Source organism: Rubrivivax sp. A210 (genome assembly GCF_904426505.1).
Classification (GTDB): domain Bacteria; phylum Pseudomonadota; class Gammaproteobacteria; order Burkholderiales; family Burkholderiaceae_C; genus Rubrivivax.
In genome coordinates, this window is record NZ_CAJGBN010000010.1 from 64,486 (window position 1) to 81,403 (window position 16,918).

The 16,918-nt window shown below is 72.2% G+C and carries 15 protein-coding genes; 4 read left to right on the forward strand and 11 right to left on the reverse strand.

The genetic code is table 11. The annotated features are described in order from the left end of the window. The first annotated feature begins 22 nt into the window (after window positions 1-22). Window positions 23-4,027, forward strand: coding sequence for a phosphoribosylformylglycinamidine synthase (gene purL / locus JMV16_RS08120; protein WP_201493747.1), 4,005 nt, complete (start codon window positions 23-25; stop codon window positions 4,025-4,027). Between the two features lie 29 nt (window positions 4,028-4,056). On the opposite strand, the gene JMV16_RS08125 is transcribed toward purL, so the two are convergent. Genes JMV16_RS08125 through JMV16_RS08135 form a run of 3 tightly spaced genes read right to left on the reverse strand, consistent with a single transcriptional unit; the run spans window position 4,057 to window position 6,942 of the window. Continuing rightward, the gene (locus tag JMV16_RS08125; protein WP_201493748.1) at window positions 4,057-5,061 is read right to left on the reverse strand and encodes an LLM class flavin-dependent oxidoreductase; all 1,005 of its coding nucleotides are present in this window, start codon (window positions 5,059-5,061) and stop codon (window positions 4,057-4,059) included. Between the two features lie 47 nt (window positions 5,062-5,108). Further along, window positions 5,109-5,927 (reverse strand): ChaN family lipoprotein, encoded by an 819-nt coding sequence (locus JMV16_RS08130; protein WP_201493749.1) that lies wholly within the window; start codon window positions 5,925-5,927, stop codon window positions 5,109-5,111. A 34-nt stretch (window positions 5,928-5,961) separates the two neighbouring features. After that, the gene (locus JMV16_RS08135; RefSeq protein ID WP_236580411.1) at window positions 5,962-6,942 is read right to left on the reverse strand and encodes a Tim44 domain-containing protein; all 981 of its coding nucleotides are present in this window, start codon (window positions 6,940-6,942) and stop codon (window positions 5,962-5,964) included. Window positions 6,943-7,107: 165 nt separating this feature from the next. On the opposite strand from JMV16_RS08135, the gene JMV16_RS08140 reads away from it, so the two are divergent. Beyond that, entirely contained in the window at window positions 7,108-8,235 is a 1,128-nt protein-coding gene (locus tag JMV16_RS08140; protein WP_201493751.1) for a hypothetical protein, read from the forward strand. 21 nt (window positions 8,236-8,256) lie between these two features. Here the strand turns inward: JMV16_RS08140 and JMV16_RS08145 are convergent, their stop codons facing one another. After that, the gene (locus JMV16_RS08145; protein ID WP_201493752.1) at window positions 8,257-9,063 is read right to left on the reverse strand and encodes a YdcF family protein; all 807 of its coding nucleotides are present in this window, start codon (window positions 9,061-9,063) and stop codon (window positions 8,257-8,259) included. A gap of 162 nt (window positions 9,064-9,225) precedes the next feature. On the opposite strand from JMV16_RS08145, the gene msrA reads away from it, so the two are divergent. Further along, a complete protein-coding gene (msrA, locus tag JMV16_RS08150) occupies window positions 9,226-9,759 on the forward strand; it encodes a peptide-methionine (S)-S-oxide reductase MsrA (protein WP_201493753.1) in 534 nt (177 codons plus the stop codon). 16 nt (window positions 9,760-9,775) lie between these two features. Here msrA and JMV16_RS08155 read toward each other — a convergent pair whose 3' ends face one another. From JMV16_RS08155 to JMV16_RS08175, 5 genes are read right to left on the reverse strand one after another with little or no spacing between them, the layout of a single operon-like run. Next, window positions 9,776-10,276 carry a dihydrofolate reductase gene (locus tag JMV16_RS08155; RefSeq protein WP_201493754.1) on the reverse strand — a complete coding sequence of 167 codons (501 nt, stop codon included), beginning with the start codon at window positions 10,274-10,276 and terminating at the stop codon, window positions 9,776-9,778. After that, window positions 10,276-11,106: a thymidylate synthase gene (locus JMV16_RS08160; protein WP_201493755.1), complete on the reverse strand. Its 831-nt coding sequence runs from the start codon at window positions 11,104-11,106 to the stop codon at window positions 10,276-10,278. The genes JMV16_RS08155 and JMV16_RS08160 overlap by 1 nt, the downstream gene beginning before the upstream one ends. Before the next feature lie 27 nt (window positions 11,107-11,133). Further along, entirely contained in the window at window positions 11,134-11,448 is a 315-nt protein-coding gene (locus JMV16_RS08165) for a CcdB family protein (protein ID WP_201493756.1), read from the reverse strand. Continuing rightward, complete coding sequence (locus tag JMV16_RS08170) at window positions 11,448-11,708, reverse strand: type II toxin-antitoxin system CcdA family antitoxin (RefSeq protein WP_201493757.1); 261 nt, start codon at window positions 11,706-11,708, stop codon at window positions 11,448-11,450. The genes JMV16_RS08165 and JMV16_RS08170 overlap by 1 nt, the downstream gene beginning before the upstream one ends. A gap of 54 nt (window positions 11,709-11,762) precedes the next feature. Then, window positions 11,763-13,556 carry an ABC transporter transmembrane domain-containing protein gene (locus JMV16_RS08175; RefSeq protein ID WP_201493758.1) on the reverse strand — a complete coding sequence of 598 codons (1,794 nt, stop codon included), beginning with the start codon at window positions 13,554-13,556 and terminating at the stop codon, window positions 11,763-11,765. 141 nt (window positions 13,557-13,697) lie between these two features. Between JMV16_RS08175 and JMV16_RS08180 the strand changes: the two genes are divergently transcribed. Next, on the forward strand, window positions 13,698-14,522 hold the full coding sequence (locus tag JMV16_RS08180) for a diguanylate cyclase domain-containing protein (RefSeq protein WP_201493759.1): 825 nt from the start codon (window positions 13,698-13,700) through the stop codon (window positions 14,520-14,522). A 6-nt stretch (window positions 14,523-14,528) separates the two neighbouring features. On the opposite strand, the gene JMV16_RS08185 is transcribed toward JMV16_RS08180, so the two are convergent. Together JMV16_RS08185 and JMV16_RS08190 are read right to left on the reverse strand one after the other, a co-directional pair. Next, window positions 14,529-15,560: a lipocalin-like domain-containing protein gene (locus JMV16_RS08185; protein ID WP_201493766.1), complete on the reverse strand. Its 1,032-nt coding sequence runs from the start codon at window positions 15,558-15,560 to the stop codon at window positions 14,529-14,531. 47 nt (window positions 15,561-15,607) lie between these two features. Continuing rightward, a partial coding sequence (locus JMV16_RS08190; protein ID WP_201493760.1) for an ABC transporter permease occupies window positions 15,608-16,918 on the reverse strand: 1,311 nt, incomplete at its 5' end.

Below are 16,918 nucleotides of genomic sequence, written 5' to 3' on the forward strand. Positions count from 1 at the left end.
TCGACTCCCCGTTCGGGACTTCATGAGCGCCAAGCCCCTCCATCTCCAGCATTTTGAGGGCGGCCGCGCCCTCTCGGCCTTCCGCGCCCAGGCCCTGCTGACGCGGCTGCAGGTCGCCTGCCCCCGCGTCAGCGCCGTCGCCGCCCGCCATGTGCATTGGGTCGCCTTCGACGCCGCGCCGGCGCCGGCCGCGCTCGAGCACCTGCGCGCGCTGCTGGCCTATGGCGACCCCTTCGAGGGCGACGCCGGCGGCGAGCTGATCGTGGTTTTGCCGCGCCTGGGCACGGTGTCGCCGTGGGCGAGCAAGGCCACCGACATCGCGCGCAACTGTGGCTTCGGCAGTGACAACGAGGAGGGCACCGCGCCCCTGCACCGCATCGAGCGCGTCACCGAATTCCATCTGACGCTCAAGGCCCCGCTGCTGGGTCGCGCCAAGCCGCTGAACGACGAGGAGCGCGCCGCGCTGGCGCCGCTGCTGCACGACCGAATGACCGAGAGCCTGGCCTTCGAGCGCGCGGCGGCGGCCCATCTCTTCGACGGCCGCACCGCCGAGCCGCTGGCCCATGTCGACGTGCTGGGCCAGGGCCGCGGCGCGCTGGTGCAGGCCAACACCGAGTTCGGCCTCGCGCTCAGCGACGACGAGATCGACTACCTGGTCGCGGCCTTCACGCGGCTGGCACGCAACCCCAGCGATGTCGAGCTGATGATGTTCGCCCAGGCCAACAGCGAGCACTGCCGTCACAAGATCTTCAATGCCGACTTCACCATCGACGGCGTGCGGCAAGCGCAGTCGATGTTCGCGATGATCCGCCACACCGAGAAGGTCTCGCCCCAGCATACGGTAGTCGCTTACGACGACAACGCCGCGGTGATGGAAGGCGGCGCGGTCGAGCGCTGGCTGCCCCAGGGCCCGGGCGCCGCCGCCGTCTACGGCGCGCGCCAGGAGACGGCCCATGTGCTGATGAAGGTGGAGACGCACAACCACCCGACGGCCATCAGCCCCTTCCCCGGCGCCAGCACCGGCGCCGGCGGCGAGATCCGCGACGAGGGCGCCACCGGGCGCGGCGCGCGGCCCAAGGCCGGCGTCACCGGCTTCTCGGTCGGCAACTTGCACCTGCCGGGTACCGACGAGCCCTGGGAGCGCAGCCCCGTCGGCCGCCCCGGCCACATCGCGAGTGCCCTGCAGATCATGACCGAAGGCCCGCTGGGTGGCGCCGCCTTCAACAACGAGTTCGGCCGCCCCAACCTGGGCGGCTATTTCCGCGTCTTCGAGCAGGACGTGGCCGGCCTGCGCCGCGGCTACCACAAGCCCATCATGATCGCTGGTGGCTTGGGGCAAATCAGCGCCGACCAGACGAAGAAGAAGCGCTTCGGCACCGGCACCCTGCTGGTGCAGCTGGGCGGCCCCGGCATGCGCATCGGCATGGGCGGCGGCGCCGCCAGCTCGATGGCGGCCGGCAGCAATGCCACGGCGCTGGACTTCGACAGCGTGCAGCGCGGCAACCCCGAGATCCAGCGCCGCGCGCAGGAGGTCATCAACCATTGCTGCGCCCTGGGCGACGGCAATCCCATCCTCGCCATCCACGACGTCGGCGCCGGCGGCATCAGCAATGCCTTCCCCGAACTGGTCGACGGCGCCGGCCAGGGTGCCGTCTTCGATCTTCGCAAGGTGCCGCTGGAAGAAAGCGGCCTCGCGCCCAAGGAGATCTGGTGCAACGAGAGCCAGGAACGCTATGTGCTGGCACTGGACCCGGCCCTGATGCCGCAGTTCGAGCAGATGTGTGCGCGCGAGCGCTGCCCCTATGCGGTGGTGGGCGTCGCGACCGCCGCACCCGAGCTGGTGCTGGAAGACGGCCCGGACGGCGAGCGGGTCATTGACATGCCGATGGAGGTGCTGCTGGGCAAGCCGCCGCGCATGCACCGTGACGTCGCCCGCGTGGCGCGGCAGGAGGCGGCGCTGGACCTCACCGGCGTCGCGCTCGAACAGGTGGCGCTGGACGTGCTGCGGCACCCCACGGTGGCGAGCAAGCGCTTTCTCGTCACCATCGGCGACCGCAGCGTCGGCGGCCTCAGCCACCGCGACCCCATGGTCGGCCCCTGGCAGGTGCCGGTGGCCGATTGCGCCGTCACCCTGGCCGACTACGCTGGCCTGCGCGGCGAGGCCATGGCCATGGGCGAGCGCACGCCGCTGGCGGCGCTGGACGCCCCGGCCAGCGGCCGCATGGCGGTGGGCGAGGCCATCACCAACCTGCTCGCGGCGCCCATCGCGCTGTCGCGCGTGAAGCTCAGCGCCAACTGGATGGCGGCCTGCGGCGAGCCGGGCGAGGACGCGGCGCTCTACGACACCGTCAAGGCCGTGGGCCTCGATCTCTGCCCGGCGCTGGGCATCGGCATTCCGGTGGGCAAGGACTCGCTGTCGATGCGCACGCGCTGGCAGGCGGAAGGTGAAAGCAAGCAGGTCACCGCGCCGGTGTCGCTGATCGTCACCGCCTTCGCGACGCTGGACGATGTGCGCGGCACGCTGACACCGCAACTGCAGCCGGGCGACACGACGCTGATCCTGGTCGACCTCGGCCAGGGCCGGCGCCGCATGGGCGGCTCGATGCTGGCCCAGGTGCTGGGCCGCTTCGGCGACACCGTGCCCGACCTGGACGACCCGGCCCAGCTCAAGGCCTTGGTTGCGGCGGTGAACGAGCTGCGCGCCCAGGGCCGCATCCTGGCCTACCACGACCGCAGCGATGGCGGCCTGTGGGCGGCGGTGTGCGAGATGGGTTTTGCCGGCCACCTGGGCGTGAGCCTCAACGTCGACATCCTGGTCACCGAGGGCGACGGCATTGCCGACAGCCGCGCCGAATACGGCGACTCCAAGAACTGGGCCGGCCAGGTGAGCGAGCGCCGCAGGCAGCTCACGCTGGAAGCGCTGTTCAACGAAGAGCTGGGCGTTGTGCTGCAGGTCGAGACGGCCCACCGCAACGAGGTCATGGCCACGCTGCGCGCCCACGGCCTGAGCCGCCACGCCCACTTCGTCGGCAAGCCCAACACGCGCGGTCTGGTCGAAGTGTGGCGCGACGCCAAGTGCGTCTTCGCCGCGCCGCTGCAGGCCCTGCACCAGCAGTGGGACGAGGTGAGCTGGCGCATCGCGCGCCAGCGCGACAACCCGGCCTGCGCCGATGCCGAACACGCGGCGGCCGGCGCGCCCGATGACACCGGCCTGCACCTGCACCTCAGCTTCGACCCGCTGCAGGCGCCGGCCGTACACACGGCGCGGCCCCGCCTGGCCATCCTGCGCGAGCAGGGCGTGAATTCGCAGGTCGAGATGAGCGCGGCGATGGCGCGCGCCGGCTTCGAGACGCACGACGTCCACATGAGCGACCTGCAGTCCGGCCGTGCGCGGCTGGACGCCTACGTCGGCTTCGTCGCCTGCGGCGGCTTCAGCTATGGCGACACCCTGGGCGCGGGCGAGGGCTGGGCGCGCTCCGTCCTCTTCAACCCGGCGCTGGCCGAGCAGTTCGCGGCCTTCTTCCAGCGCCCCGACACGCTGGCCCTCGGTGTGTGCAACGGCTGCCAGATGCTGGCCGCGCTCAGCCCCATGATCCCCGGCGCCCAGGCCTGGCCGAAGTTCACGCGCAACAAGAGCGAGCAGTTCGAGGCAAGGCTCTCGCTGGTGGAGGTGCTGGATTCACCCAGCCTCTTCTTTGCCGGCATGGCCGGCAGCCGCATCCCCATCGTGGTTTCGCATGGCGAGGGCTTTGCCGACTTCTCCCAGCGCGGCGATGCAGTCGCGGTGCGGCGCGCGTTGCGCTTCGTCGACCACCTCGGCCGCGCGACCGAGGCCTACCCGGCCAACCCCAACGGCAGCCCCGAGGGCCTGACCGCCGTGACCACGCCCGACGGCCGCTTCACCGCGCTGATGCCGCACCCCGAGCGCGTGTTCCGCAACGCGCAGATGAGCTGGGGTGGCGCTGACCTGGCCGCGTCCAGCCCCTGGCTGCGCATGTTCCACAACGCGCGCAACTGGCTGAAGTAAGGCCGGGTTGCTCGCGCGCTGATCGACGCTCAGGCCGCGGAAGCGGCCGCCTGCGGCAGCGCCGCCAGGATCTCGTAGCTGGCCAGGCGCGCCGCATGCTCGTGGACGGCGCAGGCGACGATGAGCTCGTCGGCGCGCGTCAGCTCGACGATGCGCGCCAGCTGCGCCGCCACGGTGGCCGGGCCGCCCACGGCCGACATCTCCAGCATGCGCGCCACGCTGCCGCGCTCGGCCTCGGTCCACAGCCCGTCCATGTTGCCCACCGGACGCGGCAGCGGCCCGCGCTGGCCGCGCCGCATGCCCAGAAAGCGCTGCTGCAGCGAGGTGAAGAGCAGCGCCGCCTCGCGGTCGCTCGCCGCGGCCACCACGTTCACGCCCACCATCGCGTGCGGCTTCGGCCAGCGTTGCGAGGGTCGGTAGCCGCCGCGGTAGAGCGCCAGCGCCTGCAGCAGCAGGTCGGGCGCGAAGTGCGAGGCAAAGGCAAAGGGCAGGCCCAGGTGGGCCGCGAGCTGGGCGCTGTAGGTGCTGGAGCCGAGCAGCCAGATCGGCACCTGGGTGCCGCTGCCCGGGATGGCGCACACGGCCTGGCCGGGCCGGGGGTCGGCCAGATAGCCCTGCAGCTCGAGCACGTCTTGCGGAAAGCGCTCTTCGTCGGCGCCCTCCAGCGTGCGGCGCAGCGCGCGGGCCGTGGCCTGGTCGGTGCCGGGGGCGCGGCCCAGGCCCAGGTCGATGCGGTCGGGGAACAGCGTGGCCAGGGTGCCAAACTGCTCGGCCACCACCAGCGGCGCGTGGTTGGGCAGCATGATGCCGCCCGCGCCAACGCGGATGCTGCGCGTGCCGGCGGCCACATGGCCGATCAGCACGGCGGTGGCCGAGCAGGCCAGGCCGCTCATGTTGTGGTGTTCGGCCAGCCAGAAACGGCGGTAGCCCCAGGCCTCGGCGTGGCGGGCCAGGTCCAGCGTGTTGAGCAGTGCCTCGGCGGCGCTGCCGCCTTCGACGATGGGGGCGAGATCGAGGATGGAGAGTGCGGGCATGGGTTGATCTTGCCCCATGCCGGGCTGGCCCGCCTCGACGCCCGGTTTCAGGGCTTGTGGCGCGATGCCCGCATCGCCTCGCAGGGGTCGGCGCGGCTCTGCGGCGGCATGAAGACGCGGCGGTCGAAGGCGGCCAGGGTGTCGCCATCTTCCAGCACGCCGATGGCTTCGCTGAGTGCCCGCGTGGGCGCGTCCAGCCATCTCGGCACGCCGATGTCGGTGCGCACATGGCCGTTGCCGGCCAGCAGCACGACGCCGCGCCCGGCGTGTTCCTGCAGGGCGCGCGCCATGCTCTGGTCGCGCGCCACCTGGGCCAGGGCCATGCGGCGCGCGGTGGCGGCGTCGAGCATGCCGCAGTGGCTGGCCTCGATGTCGCCGGCGTGGGCCGCGAGCAGATCGTCGGGCACGGCAGCGTCATAGCCGTAGCGGGCCAGGCCCTCGCGCATCACGCCGCGCGCCTGCTCGCGCGAGACATTGGCCGCCACGATGGGCAGGCCGTGTTCCAGCGCCAGTTCGAGGAAGGGTCGGTAGTGCGCCCAATCCCAGCCGCCGGGGCCGGCAGCGGCGATCAGGGCCGCGGCGTCGGGGCGCGGCGTCTGGGCCCGCAGGCGGTCGATCAGCGGCTGGCGCTCGCGGTCGAACTGCTCCAGCGCCAGCGCCGGGCGCGCGCCGCTGGCCAGCAAGGCCTTGAAGGCGGCCAGGCGCAGCCGGTGCTGGCCCTCGTTGTCGTGGACCTCGCCCAGCAGCACCACCGGCCGCATCAGCACCAGCGGAGGTCGGGCCTCGGGCGTGGCGCAGGCGGCGAGCAGGGCGGCCAGAAAGGCGCACGCCGCCCGCAGGCGGCGTGTCAGGGTGGGGGGCGTCATGCCGGCATCGTAGCCGGCCGTCGCCGCCGCCCGTTCAGCGGCTGTACTGCTCGATGCCGGCGATGGCCCAGGAGCGGCTGTCGTCCAGCGGCTTGACGAGGTGCCAGACCTCGTCGAAGTCGGTCGCCGCGGCGCCCTTTTCCTCGACCACCTGGCCGTGGAAACGCACGCTGACGATCTGGCGCTCGCCTTCGTCGACCACGTCCAGCACCTCGGTCTCGACCTTGACGACATCGGTCTGCTGGGGCGAAGGGCCGCGCTCCTGCAATTCGAGCCGGATCTCGGCGAACAACTCGGGCGTCGTGAAGCGGCGCAGGTCGTCGAGGTCGGCACTGTCATTGGCCGCCTGCAGGCGGATGAAGATCAGCTTGGCGGTGCGCGCGAAGCCTTCCGAATCGAAACTGGCCGGCACGAAGGCACGCGTGACTGCCGCGGCGGCGGCCGGTGCCGTGGCCGCCAGCGGCGCGTCGGCGGCCAGGGGCGCCGGCGCGGCCGGCTCGGCGTAAGCGGTGCGCTGCATGGGCTGGGGTTCGGTGCGCGGCATGGCGCTGCCGAAACCGCCGCCCGCCGCGGCGCCGGCACCCGCCAGCGCCGGCGTGGCCGCCCGCGCCGGGCCGAAGCGGCGCAGCAGCCAGACCACCAGGAAGACCGCGGCCGCGGCGAGCAGCGCCATCATCAGGAAGTTGGCCGCCGCCTCGCCCATGCCAAAGTGGCTGAGCAGGGCCGCAATGCCCAGGCCGGCGGCCAGGCCGGCCAGCGGGCCCATCCAGGAGCGCTTGGGTGGTGTGGCCGCGGCCGCGCCGGCCTGGGCCGGTGCAGTGGCGGGCGCCGCTTGCTGGCCCTGGGCGGGGGTGGCCGGCTTGCCCGGGGTGGCGTCGGGCGAGGTGCGCGCCGGCATGTCGCGCTGCAGGCCGGAAGACTTGCCTCCGCCCAGGCGCTTGGCCTCGGAGTCGGTGGGCAGGGCGGTGGCAGCGATGGTCACGATGAGTGCGCCTATCAGCCAGTTTTTCTTCACTTGGTTTTCCTTGTCTTGGTGGGCGGCGCCAGCTTCGCCGCGGCCGCGAGTGTGCGCCATGCCTCGCCAGGCCGGTAATGCCCTTGCGCCGCGTGGGCATGAGATGGGGCGAATTGCCGCTTCTTCAAGGATGGAAGTGCCGCGGCAGGCGACAGAATCGCGGCCATGCTTCGCCTTGCGACCGCGCTGCTCTGCGCCCTGATGCTGGCGCCGCCGGCCCGCGCCGCCGGCGAGTATGACCAGGCCTTCGAGCGCGACCTCTACAAGCGCCGCTTCGCGCAGGAGGTGCAGTTCCGCGCCGCCGCCATCCACGTCGCCTGGGGCGCCGAGGCCCTGTGCGATGCGACGACGCAGATCGAGCCCTTCGTGCTGCTGTCGGTGCATTCCATGCGCCAGCGCATGTCCGAGAACGACCTCAAGGTTTTCCGCGCCATCACCGGCATGGACGAGAAGTGGCGTGTCGTCTGGGCCGACGAGGGTGCGCCCGACGAACTCAAGGTGGGCGATGTGGTGGTGGCCATCAACGACCGCAAGCTGCCCGGCGGTGGCACCAGGCTGGAGCTGAGTGCCCTGTTCCGCGGCGGCGCCATGGTGTCCAACGACGACCAGGGTTTCTGGGACGTGATGCTGGAGGCTCGCAAGGAGGCCGCGGCCGGCAAGCCCATGCGGCTGACGCTGGAGGGCGGGCGCAAGCTTGAGGTCGACACCCAGCGCGGCTGCGCCGGCAGCGTCACCGCCAGTTCCTTCGACAGCGACCCCGATGTCTTCTGGCGCCTGGGCAACAAGCGCGCCAAGATCCCTGCCAATGCCATGCTGGAAGCGCAGAGCGCCGACGAATTCCGCTGGCTGGCCGCTTTCGGCACTTATTTCCAGGCCAGCCAGAGCGCCATCAACGCCACCCAGAAGAGCGAGGGCGTGAGCAACGGCTTCCTGGTGGGCAAGATCCTGGCCATCGCCGTGCCCGGCGCCGGCATGCTGCTCTCGGCGGCCGAGGCCCAGGCCGAGAAGGCCATCGCGGTGGACAGCATCGTCGGCAATGCCGATCTCTTCGCCAACGAGGTCGTGGCCTCGCTCGGTGGCGACCCCGCCGCCGGCCTGCACCTCACCGAGCGCATGGCGGGCCAGAACATGAAGGTCGACGCCGTGCTGATGGACAGCTTCCGCCGCTCCAACGCGGCCGAGCACGCGCGCCGCATCAAGGCGCTGCAGGCGGCCCAGGCCGAACGCGAAAGGCAGGAGGCGCGGGCGGTGGAAGAGGCGCAGCGCGGCGCCGGGGCCCGCGCCCGGCCCTGAGCTGTCGGCGCGCGAACTCCCTCAGGCACCCAACAAGCGCCCCAGCCATTCGTGCAGCGCGTTGTAAGTCAGCTCGTAGCCACCGGGGCTGGGCAGCCAGTCTGACAGGCGCAGCCGGCCCGCCAGCGGCACCTCCATCGGCGCGGCGACGATGCGTATCCTGGCCCCTGCGGCCTGGGCCGCGTGCTCGAAATTTTCCACCGCGCGGCGCATGTGGTACGCGTGGGTAACGAGCACGATCTGCTCGAAGCCGGCCTGCTGCAGCAGCGCCACCGACCTGATCGCGTTCTCGCGCGTGTCGCGCGAATCGCCCTCGGTCCAGGCCAGCTTGCGGCCGAATTCGCGCTCGGCGGTGCGGGCGGCGATCTCGGCCTCGGAGGGCCCGGGCAGCGCCCCGTGGCCGACGCCGCCGCTGAAGCCCAGCGGCAGCGAGGTGGCGTGCGCCAGCCACAGGCCGTAGCGCAGGCGCTCCAGTGAATAGGGGCGCAGCGCCGACATGCCGTATTCGGGCGCCAGCAGGCGCCGGCCACCGCCGAGCACGACGATGCTGGTCTTGGGTGCGCGCCGCAGCTCGGCCAGATCCGATTCCATCAGTGCGCGCGGCGGTGCCAGCAGCCCTTGCATGAGCGCGCCGCCCAGCGCCTGGGTGCAGCTCAGCCAGATGCCGGCTACGCCCAGCAGCACCAGCAGCCAGGCCAGCAGGCGGCGCGCGAACATCAGCCGCGCGCCGGCCACGATGAGCAGCAGCAGCGGCACCGGCGGCAGCACCAGGGCCGAGAGCAGCGGCTTCAGCGATTCAATGCCCAGCGCGACGAAGATTTGGTTCATGTCCTGCAGCCGGTGGCCCCGCGCACAGCCTGCGCCGGGGTGGCGGCCGGGGTGTCGCCACCCTGGTCGCATGTCACCGCCCGGCGGTGCCCATAATGGCCCGAGTGTAAGGAGTGGCCCCGCCCGCTCGACCCAGACCATGCACAAGGCAAGGAGCGCAGATTGAACGAGCAGGTGATCACGCTGGGCGGCGGCTGTTTCTGGTGCGTGGAGGCGGTGTTCGAGCTGGTCGATGGCGTCATCGCAGTCGAGAACGGCTATTGCAACGGCCATCTGCGCCAGCCCAGCTATGAACAGGTCTGCGCCGGCACCACGGGCCATGCCGAGGTGGTGCAGGTGCGCTTCGATGCCGACCGCATCTCGCTGCGCGAACTGCTCGAGATCTTCTTCGTCGTGCATGACCCGACCACGCTCGATCGCCAGGGCAACGATGTCGGCACGCAATACCGCAGCGGCATCTATTGCCACGACGAGGCCCAGGCCGAGGTGGCGCGTGCCGTGGTGGCCGAGGTCGACGCGGCCCAGCGCGGACGCGTGGTGACCGAGGTCAAGGCGCGCGACAACTACTGGCGCGCCGAGGACTACCACCAGCACTACTTCGCCCAGCACCCCGGCCAGGGCTATTGCGCCTTCGTCGTCGCGCCCAAGGTCGAGAAGTTCCGCCGCACTTTCAAGGCGCGCGTGCGCGCGGCCTGAGTTCGGGGCGGCAGCCTCAGCGGCGCCGGTAGCAGACGAAGTCGAAGGCCGGGCCCACCGGGTTGGGTGCGGCCACGCGCTCGGTCTCGACGAAGTCGGCGCGGTTCCAGGCCGGGAACCAGGTGTCGCCATGCAGGTCGGCCGCCACCTCGGTGAGTCTCAGCTCGGCCGCCCGCGGCAGCGCGCCGGCATAGAGCTGGCCGCCGCCGATGACGAAGACGCGTGCCGCGGCGCCGGCCAGGGCCAGGGCCTCGTCCAGGCCGGGGGCGATCTGGGCGCCGGGGGCCGTGAAGCCGGGATCGCGGCTGAGCACGATGTTCTGCCGCCCCGGCAGCGGCCGAAAGCGCGCCGGCAGCGACTGCCAGGTCTTGCGCCCCATCAGCACCGGGCAGCCCATCGTGAGGGTGCGGAACTGGCGCAGGTCGGCCGGGTCGCCGAAGATGAGGTCGTTGTGGCGGCCGATGGCGCCATTGCGCGCCACCGCGGCGATCAGCACCAGTTCAGGCCCGGCACCCATCACACCGCCACCGGCGCCTTGATGGCCGGGTGCGGGTCATAGCCCTGCACCTCGAAGTCTTCGTAGGCGTAGTCGAAGACGGTCGCCGGCCGGCGCCTGATCACCAGCGTCGGGTAGGGCCGCGGCGCCCGCGACAGCTGCAGCGCCACCTGCTCGGCGTGGTTGCTGTAAATGTGGCAGTCGCCGCCGGTCCAGACGAAGTCGCCCACCTCCAGGTCGCACTGCTGGGCCAGCATATGGGTCAGCAGCGCGTAGCTGGCGATGTTGAAGGGCACGCCGAGAAAGATGTCGGCGCTGCGCTGGTAGAGCTGGCACGACAACCGCCCGCGGCCCCCGGGAGACTCGGCCGGCGCGACATAGAACTGGAAGAAGGCGTGGCAGGGCAGCAGCGCCATCCTCGGCAGCTCGGCCACGTTCCAGGCGCTGACGATGATGCGGCGGCTGTCGGGGTTGTCCCTGAGCTGCTGCACGACGGCGGCGATCTGGTCGATGTGGCCGCCGTCGGGCTTGGGCCAGCTGCGCCACTGCACGCCGTAGACCGGGCCCAGGTCGCCGTCGGGCCGCGCCCATTCGTCCCAGATCGTGACCCCCCGCTCCTGCAGCCAGCGCGCATTGCCATCGCCACGAAGAAACCACAGCAACTCAAGGATGATGCTCTTGAGGTGAACCTTCTTGGTCGTGATGAGCGGAAAGCCTTCGCGCAGGTCGAAGCGCATCTGGTGGCCGAACACGCTGGTCGTGCCGGTGCCGGTGCGGTCGGCCTTGGCCACGCCGTGTTCCGACACATGGCGCATGAAGTCTTCGTATTGCGAACGGATGGGGTGGTTCAACTCGGCATGCTCCGGTCAGTGGACCAATCAGTAGGCGCCGAACAAGGTATCCAGCGCTTCCTGGATCAGCGCACGCTCGCCGCGCAGATCGCCGATCACTCGGCGCAGTTCGCTGACAGGCACCGCGCCCAGCGCGGCCGTGTCCAGCACGACGGCGTTGTCGGCAAAGTGGAGCAGCGGATTCAGATTGCGTGGCCGCGGACCAAAGGCCGCTTCGCGGCGCAAGGGGATCACGACGCGCGTGGACAGGTGGGCTATGTAGTCGTTCTGGACGTCCAGGAAGTAAGGCGTGTGGCCGTGCTCGGCGCTATCGGGGTTGGCGTAGACGTCGAAGCGGGCCATCAGCCGCCCTTCATGAAGGTCCGGTAGCGGGCCAGCGGCAGCCCCTCGCGCTCGATGCGCGCGTTGTAGTGCTCGATGGCTTCCTTGTTCTCGGCGTTCCAGCGCTGCCAGTACTGCTTGCGCACCTCTTCGGCGAGCAGGGCATCGACCGTGGCCGACAGGTTCATGCCCATGCCGCGTGCCTTGTCGAGGACTTCGGCGTTCAGGCTGAGGTTGACCGCGCGCTTGATCGGCCGGGTCGTCCTGTCGGCGGTCAGCATTTCATTCCCCCACGGTTTGTGCGCATGGATTATGCGTCGACCCCGAGGTGCAGGTCAGGCCGCCGGCTGCAGCTCGAACTGCATCGCCGCCAGCCGCGCATAGAGGCCGCCGCGCGCCACCAACTCGTCGTGGCGGCCGATGTCGACAATGCGGCCTGCCTCCATCACGACGATGCGGTCGGCCTTCAGCACGGTGGCCAGGCGGTGGGCAATGACCAAGGTCGTGCGGTCGGCCATGGCCGCTTCCAGCGCCTGCTGCACCACGCGCTCGCTCTCGGCGTCCAGTGCGCTGGTGGCCTCGTCCAGCAGCAGCAGCGGCGGGTTCTTGAGCATGGCGCGGGCGATGCTGATGCGCTGGCGCTGGCCGCCCGACAGCCGTACGCCGCGCTCGCCCAGGTAGGTGGCATAGCCCTCGGGCAGGGCGGCAATGAACTCGTGGGCAAAGGCCGCCTTGGCGGCGGCCATCACCTCGGCGTCGCTGGCCTCGGGCCGGCCGTAGCGGATGTTCTCGAGCGCGCTGGTCGAGAACACCGTACTGTCCTGCGGCACGATGCCGATGCGGCCACGCAGCGCCGCCAGCGAGAGTTCCCGCACCGGCACGCCGTCCAGCTTTACATCGCCGCTCTGGGCATCGTAAAAGCGCAGCAGCAACTGCAGCACCGTGCTCTTGCCGGCGCCGCTGGGGCCCACCAGGGCCACGGTCTCGCCGGGGCGGATGGCGAGGCTGAAATCCTGCAGTGCCGCCTGTCCGGGGCGCGAGGGGTAGTGGAAGCCCACCGCCTCGAAGGCCACGGCCGAGCCGCCCTGCACCGGCGGCAGCGTGCGCGGCTGCGCGGGGTCGGCCACCGGTGAGCGCGCCGCCAGCAGTTCCATCAGCCTCTCGGTGGCGCCGGCGGCGCGCAGCAGGTCGCCGTAGACCTCGGACAGCACCGCTACCGCGCCCACGAAGATGATCACGAAGACCACTGTCTGCCCCAGGTGCCCGGGGCTGATGCGTCCGGCCAGCACCGCCTGCGTGCCCTGGTACAGGCCCCAGAGCAGGGCGCCGAAGGTGGCGGTGATCATGAAGGCCACCAGCAGCGCGCGCACGCGGGTGCGCTTGCGTGCCGTCTGGAAGGCCTCCTCGGTGCTGCGCCCGAAGCGCTCTGCCTCGCGCGTCTCCTGCACGTAGCTCTGCACTACCGGAATCTCGCCCAGCACCTCGGCGGCGATGGCGCTGCTGTCGGCCACGCGGTCCTGGCTGGCGCGGCTGAGCTTGCGCACGCGGCGGCCGAAGTACAGGCTGGGCAGCACCACCAGCACCAGGATGCCCAGCACCTGGGTCATCACCCAGGGGTTGGTGACGATGAGCGCGGCCAGCGCGCCGATGCCCATCACCACGTTGCGCAGGCCCATGCTCAGGCTGCTGCCCACCACGGTCTGCACCAGCGTGGTGTCGGTGGTCAGGCGGCTCAGCACCTCGCCGGTCCTGGTGCTTTCGAAGAACTCGGGGCTCTGGCGCAGCACATGGGCATAGACGGCGTTGCGCAGGTCGGCGGTGATGCGCTCGCCCAGCCAGCTGACGACATAGAAGCGCGCCGCCGAGAAGGCGCCGAGCGCCGCCGCGACGCCGAAGAGGGCCAGGAAGTGGCCGCGCAATTGCATCACCCGCGCCCCCGGTTCGGTGGCCACCAGGCCTTCGTCGACCAGGATCTTGAGCGCCACCGGGAAGGCCAGCGTGCTCAGTGCCGCCAGCACCAGGAAGAGCCCGGCCAGCATGACCATGGCGCGGTAGGGACGGATGAAGGGCAGCAGGCCGGAGAGCGAGCGCGGCGAGCTGGCGCCGGGGCGCTGGGGCAGATCGGACATGGGCGCAGTCTATGCGGCGGGCCGCTTTCGCAGCTTTCACCCGCTTGGCGAGGAATCGGCCACGCCGCCACCCGACTGGGTGCCGCGGCGCGCAAGCGCCGCCGGCGTGGTTGTGGTCGAATCCGGTCCAGGACTGTCCCCATGAACAAGATGCCCCTGCCGCCCCCTTCGGCCCGCACGCCGGCCAGCCGCACCGCCGTTCCCGCGCTGGCGATGGCCTTGCCCTTGCTGGGCGTGGCCGTGGCCGCGGGCCTGGCCTGGCTGCTGATTCAGTTTGCCGCGCTGCCGGCCGTGGCCGTGGCGGCCCTGGCCGCCGCCATCGGCGTGGGGGCGGCTTCGGTGCCGCTGGCCCTGCTGGTGCGCAAGGCACTGGCGGCCGTGCCGGCGCCGGCACGGCCTGCTCCGCTCACCGACGACGGCACCATCGACGACGACAGCCGCTTTGCCGACCGCGCGCTGCGCGAACTGGCGCGGGCCCAGCGCCACGGCCAGGCCGCCGCACTGCTGCTGGTGGAGGTCGACCGCAAGGCCCGCCTGCCCGAGGCCCAGATGGCCGGCCTGGTCGACCGCGCGCTGCGCACGCTGCTGCGCCAGATCGAACCCACGCTGCGCGGTGCCGACCTGCTGGCGCGCCACACGCCCACCCAGCTGGCGGTGCTGCTGTCGCCTTCCGACGCCCCCGGCGCACTCGATGTCGCCGAGCGCATCCGCCAGCACGCCGAGCAGATCGAGATCACCTTCACCGCCACCGGCCAGCGCGTGCGCGTGGCCGTCAGCATCGGCGTGGCGCTGACGCCCCCCGGCGATGCCAACCCGGCCGATCTGGCCGGGCTGCTGCACGGCGCCGCCGCCGGCGTCGCGGCAGCCCGCCTGGCCGGCGGCAACTGCGCCCGCCTGGCCCCGGTGGATGCCATGCCGGTGCCCCCGCTGGGCCAGCCCGACGACCGCCGAGCACGGCCGCAGTAGCGCTGTCTACAGCCGCAGCGCCGCGGCATAGCCCGTCATCTCGAGGTAGCCCAGGCCGACGCGGCGCCCGCCGGCGCCGAGCAGCTCGCTCAAGCCTTCCCAGTAGATCGTGCCGGTGCTGGCGCGGCTGTCGAGTTCCTGGGCGTCGAGCAGGGCGCGCAGCTCGTAGCGGCCTTGCGGTGTGTCCACCTGCCACTGCACCGGATAGCGCGCGCCGCTGGACGGGCTGAGCCAGCGCCGTCCCGGCCTCAGGCTGATCTCCTGCGGCGTGAAGCTGCGGCCGGGCTGGCCCGGTACGCGCCAGCTGCCGCCGGCCCAGAGCACGCTGCCGTCGCGGCGGCGCAGCACGAAGGCGGTGAGGGCGCTGCCGTCGAAGAGGTTGATGCCCAGCCAGTCCCAGCCCACGGCCTCGGGGTGGAGCAGCTCGTCGCTCCACTCGTGGTCCATCCAGGCGCGGCCCTCGGTGACGGCGGCGCCGGCCGTGGCACGCCCGCGCGCCAGCAGCTGCGGCTCGCTGACGTAGTGGCTGGCTTGGGCTTCCTGCGGCCCTTTGCGCGACCAGCCGGCCTCGCCCTGCAGCAGCAGCGGCTGGCTGCGCGCCAGATTCAGGTCGAGCGCGAAGCCCTGGGCCGGCAGCCGCGCCTGCCAGGCCTGGCCGTCGTGCCTTAGCGTCCAGCCGCCAAGCGCAATGGCGCCGTCGCTCGTCGACGCATGGCCCAGCGCGCTGTCCGCCGCACCCGACCAGCGCGCGACGCGCTGGTCGTGCAGGTGGCGACCCTCGCCCAGCAGCGTCACAGCGGCATGGGCGAAGAGCAGGTGGCGCGCGGCAAAGCGGCTCTTCAGGCCCTCGGCCAGGCCGGTGCGGCTGCGGAAGAAGGTGAGCTGGAAGCCCAGCGCCGGCGCGCCGCCGGCCAGGCCCAGCCAGCCGGTGGCGTACCACCACTCGGTGCGCGCTTCGAGGTGGGCGCCGTGGTCGCGCGGCCAGGCCAGAACCCGGCCGCGCTGCACCGCGCCCGCCTGTGCAGAGCCTATGCCCATCCCCGGCGCGGCGGCCAGGGCCCGCAGCCAGCGGCGTCGAGTCGGGTTCACCAGTCCTCCCGCACCGAGAGCACGGCGCTGCGCGCCATCGCCCGCCTTGCGCTGAAGGCCGCGGTGGCGGTGCCGGCCACGACGACCGCCGCGCACAGCGCCGCCAGCCGCCCCGCCGGCAGCACCAGGGCCATGGTCCAGTGGAAGCTCTGCGGGTTGACGACGAACACCAGCACGGCGGCGATGGCCAGGCCCAGCACCAGGCCCACCAGCGCGCCGGCCGCGACCCAGGCCGCGCCCTCGCCGGCCACCACCGCCATCACCTGGCGCCGTGTGAGCCCCAGGTGGGCGAGCAGGCCGAATTCCTTGCGCCGCGCCAGCACCTGGGCCGAGAGGCTGGCGGCCACGCCGACCAGGCCGATGGCGATGGCCACCGCCTGCAGGTAGTAGGTGACGGCAAAGCTGCGGTCGAAGATGCGCAGCGAGATCCGGCGCAGCTCGGCGGCCGAGGCAAAGTCCAGCAGGGCCGGGTCGGCCAGCAGCGCGCGCAGCGCTTGCTGCACCCGCGCCGGCTCGGCGCCCGGGGCCAGCCAGAGCGCGAGATCGTTGACCCGCGTGTCGCCGCTGAGGCGGCGGTAGTCGGCATCGGCGATGGCGAGGGTGCCGAACTGGCGCGCGTAGTCGCGCCAGACCCCCAGCACGCGCGCCGGCACGCGGGCGCCGCCAGCGGTGAGTGGGGGCAGCTCGATGCGGCTGCCGGTCTCGGCACCGTGCAGCGCCACCATGGCCTCGCTCACGTAGACGGCGATCTCGCCCGGCTGCAGCGCGCTCGGTGGCAGCGGCGTGCGCAGCAGTGGCAGCGGCACGCTGGCTTCAGTGATAGGCCGCGTCACCAGCGTCACCGCTGGGCGGCCCGGCTGCCAGGCCAGGGCGCGCACGCGCGAGGCCTGCACGCGCAGCACGCCGGGCAAGGCGGCGGCGCGGGTGGCCAGGTCGGCGGGCAGCCAGGCCTGGTCGGCGGCGGCGCTGCTGCCGGCGCTGCGCGCATACAGATCGGCCGGCAGCACGCTGTCCAGCCATTCGCTGACGCCGGCGCGGAAGCTGCTGACCATCACCGTCAGCGCCACCGACAGCGCCAGGCTGGCCACCACGCCGGCCACCGCGGCGCTGGCCGTGCGGCGCTGGAAGCGCGCCCGCTGCAGCGCCAGTAGCGGCAGGGCGCCGTTTGGCACGGGCAGCATGGCCAGCAGCGCGTGTACCGTCGCCGGCACCAGGGCCACGCCGCCCAGCAGCAGGGCCGCCACCGCGCCATAGGCGGCCAGCGGCAGGCCGGCGACGGGCGGCGCCAGCGCGGCTGCGCCGCCGGC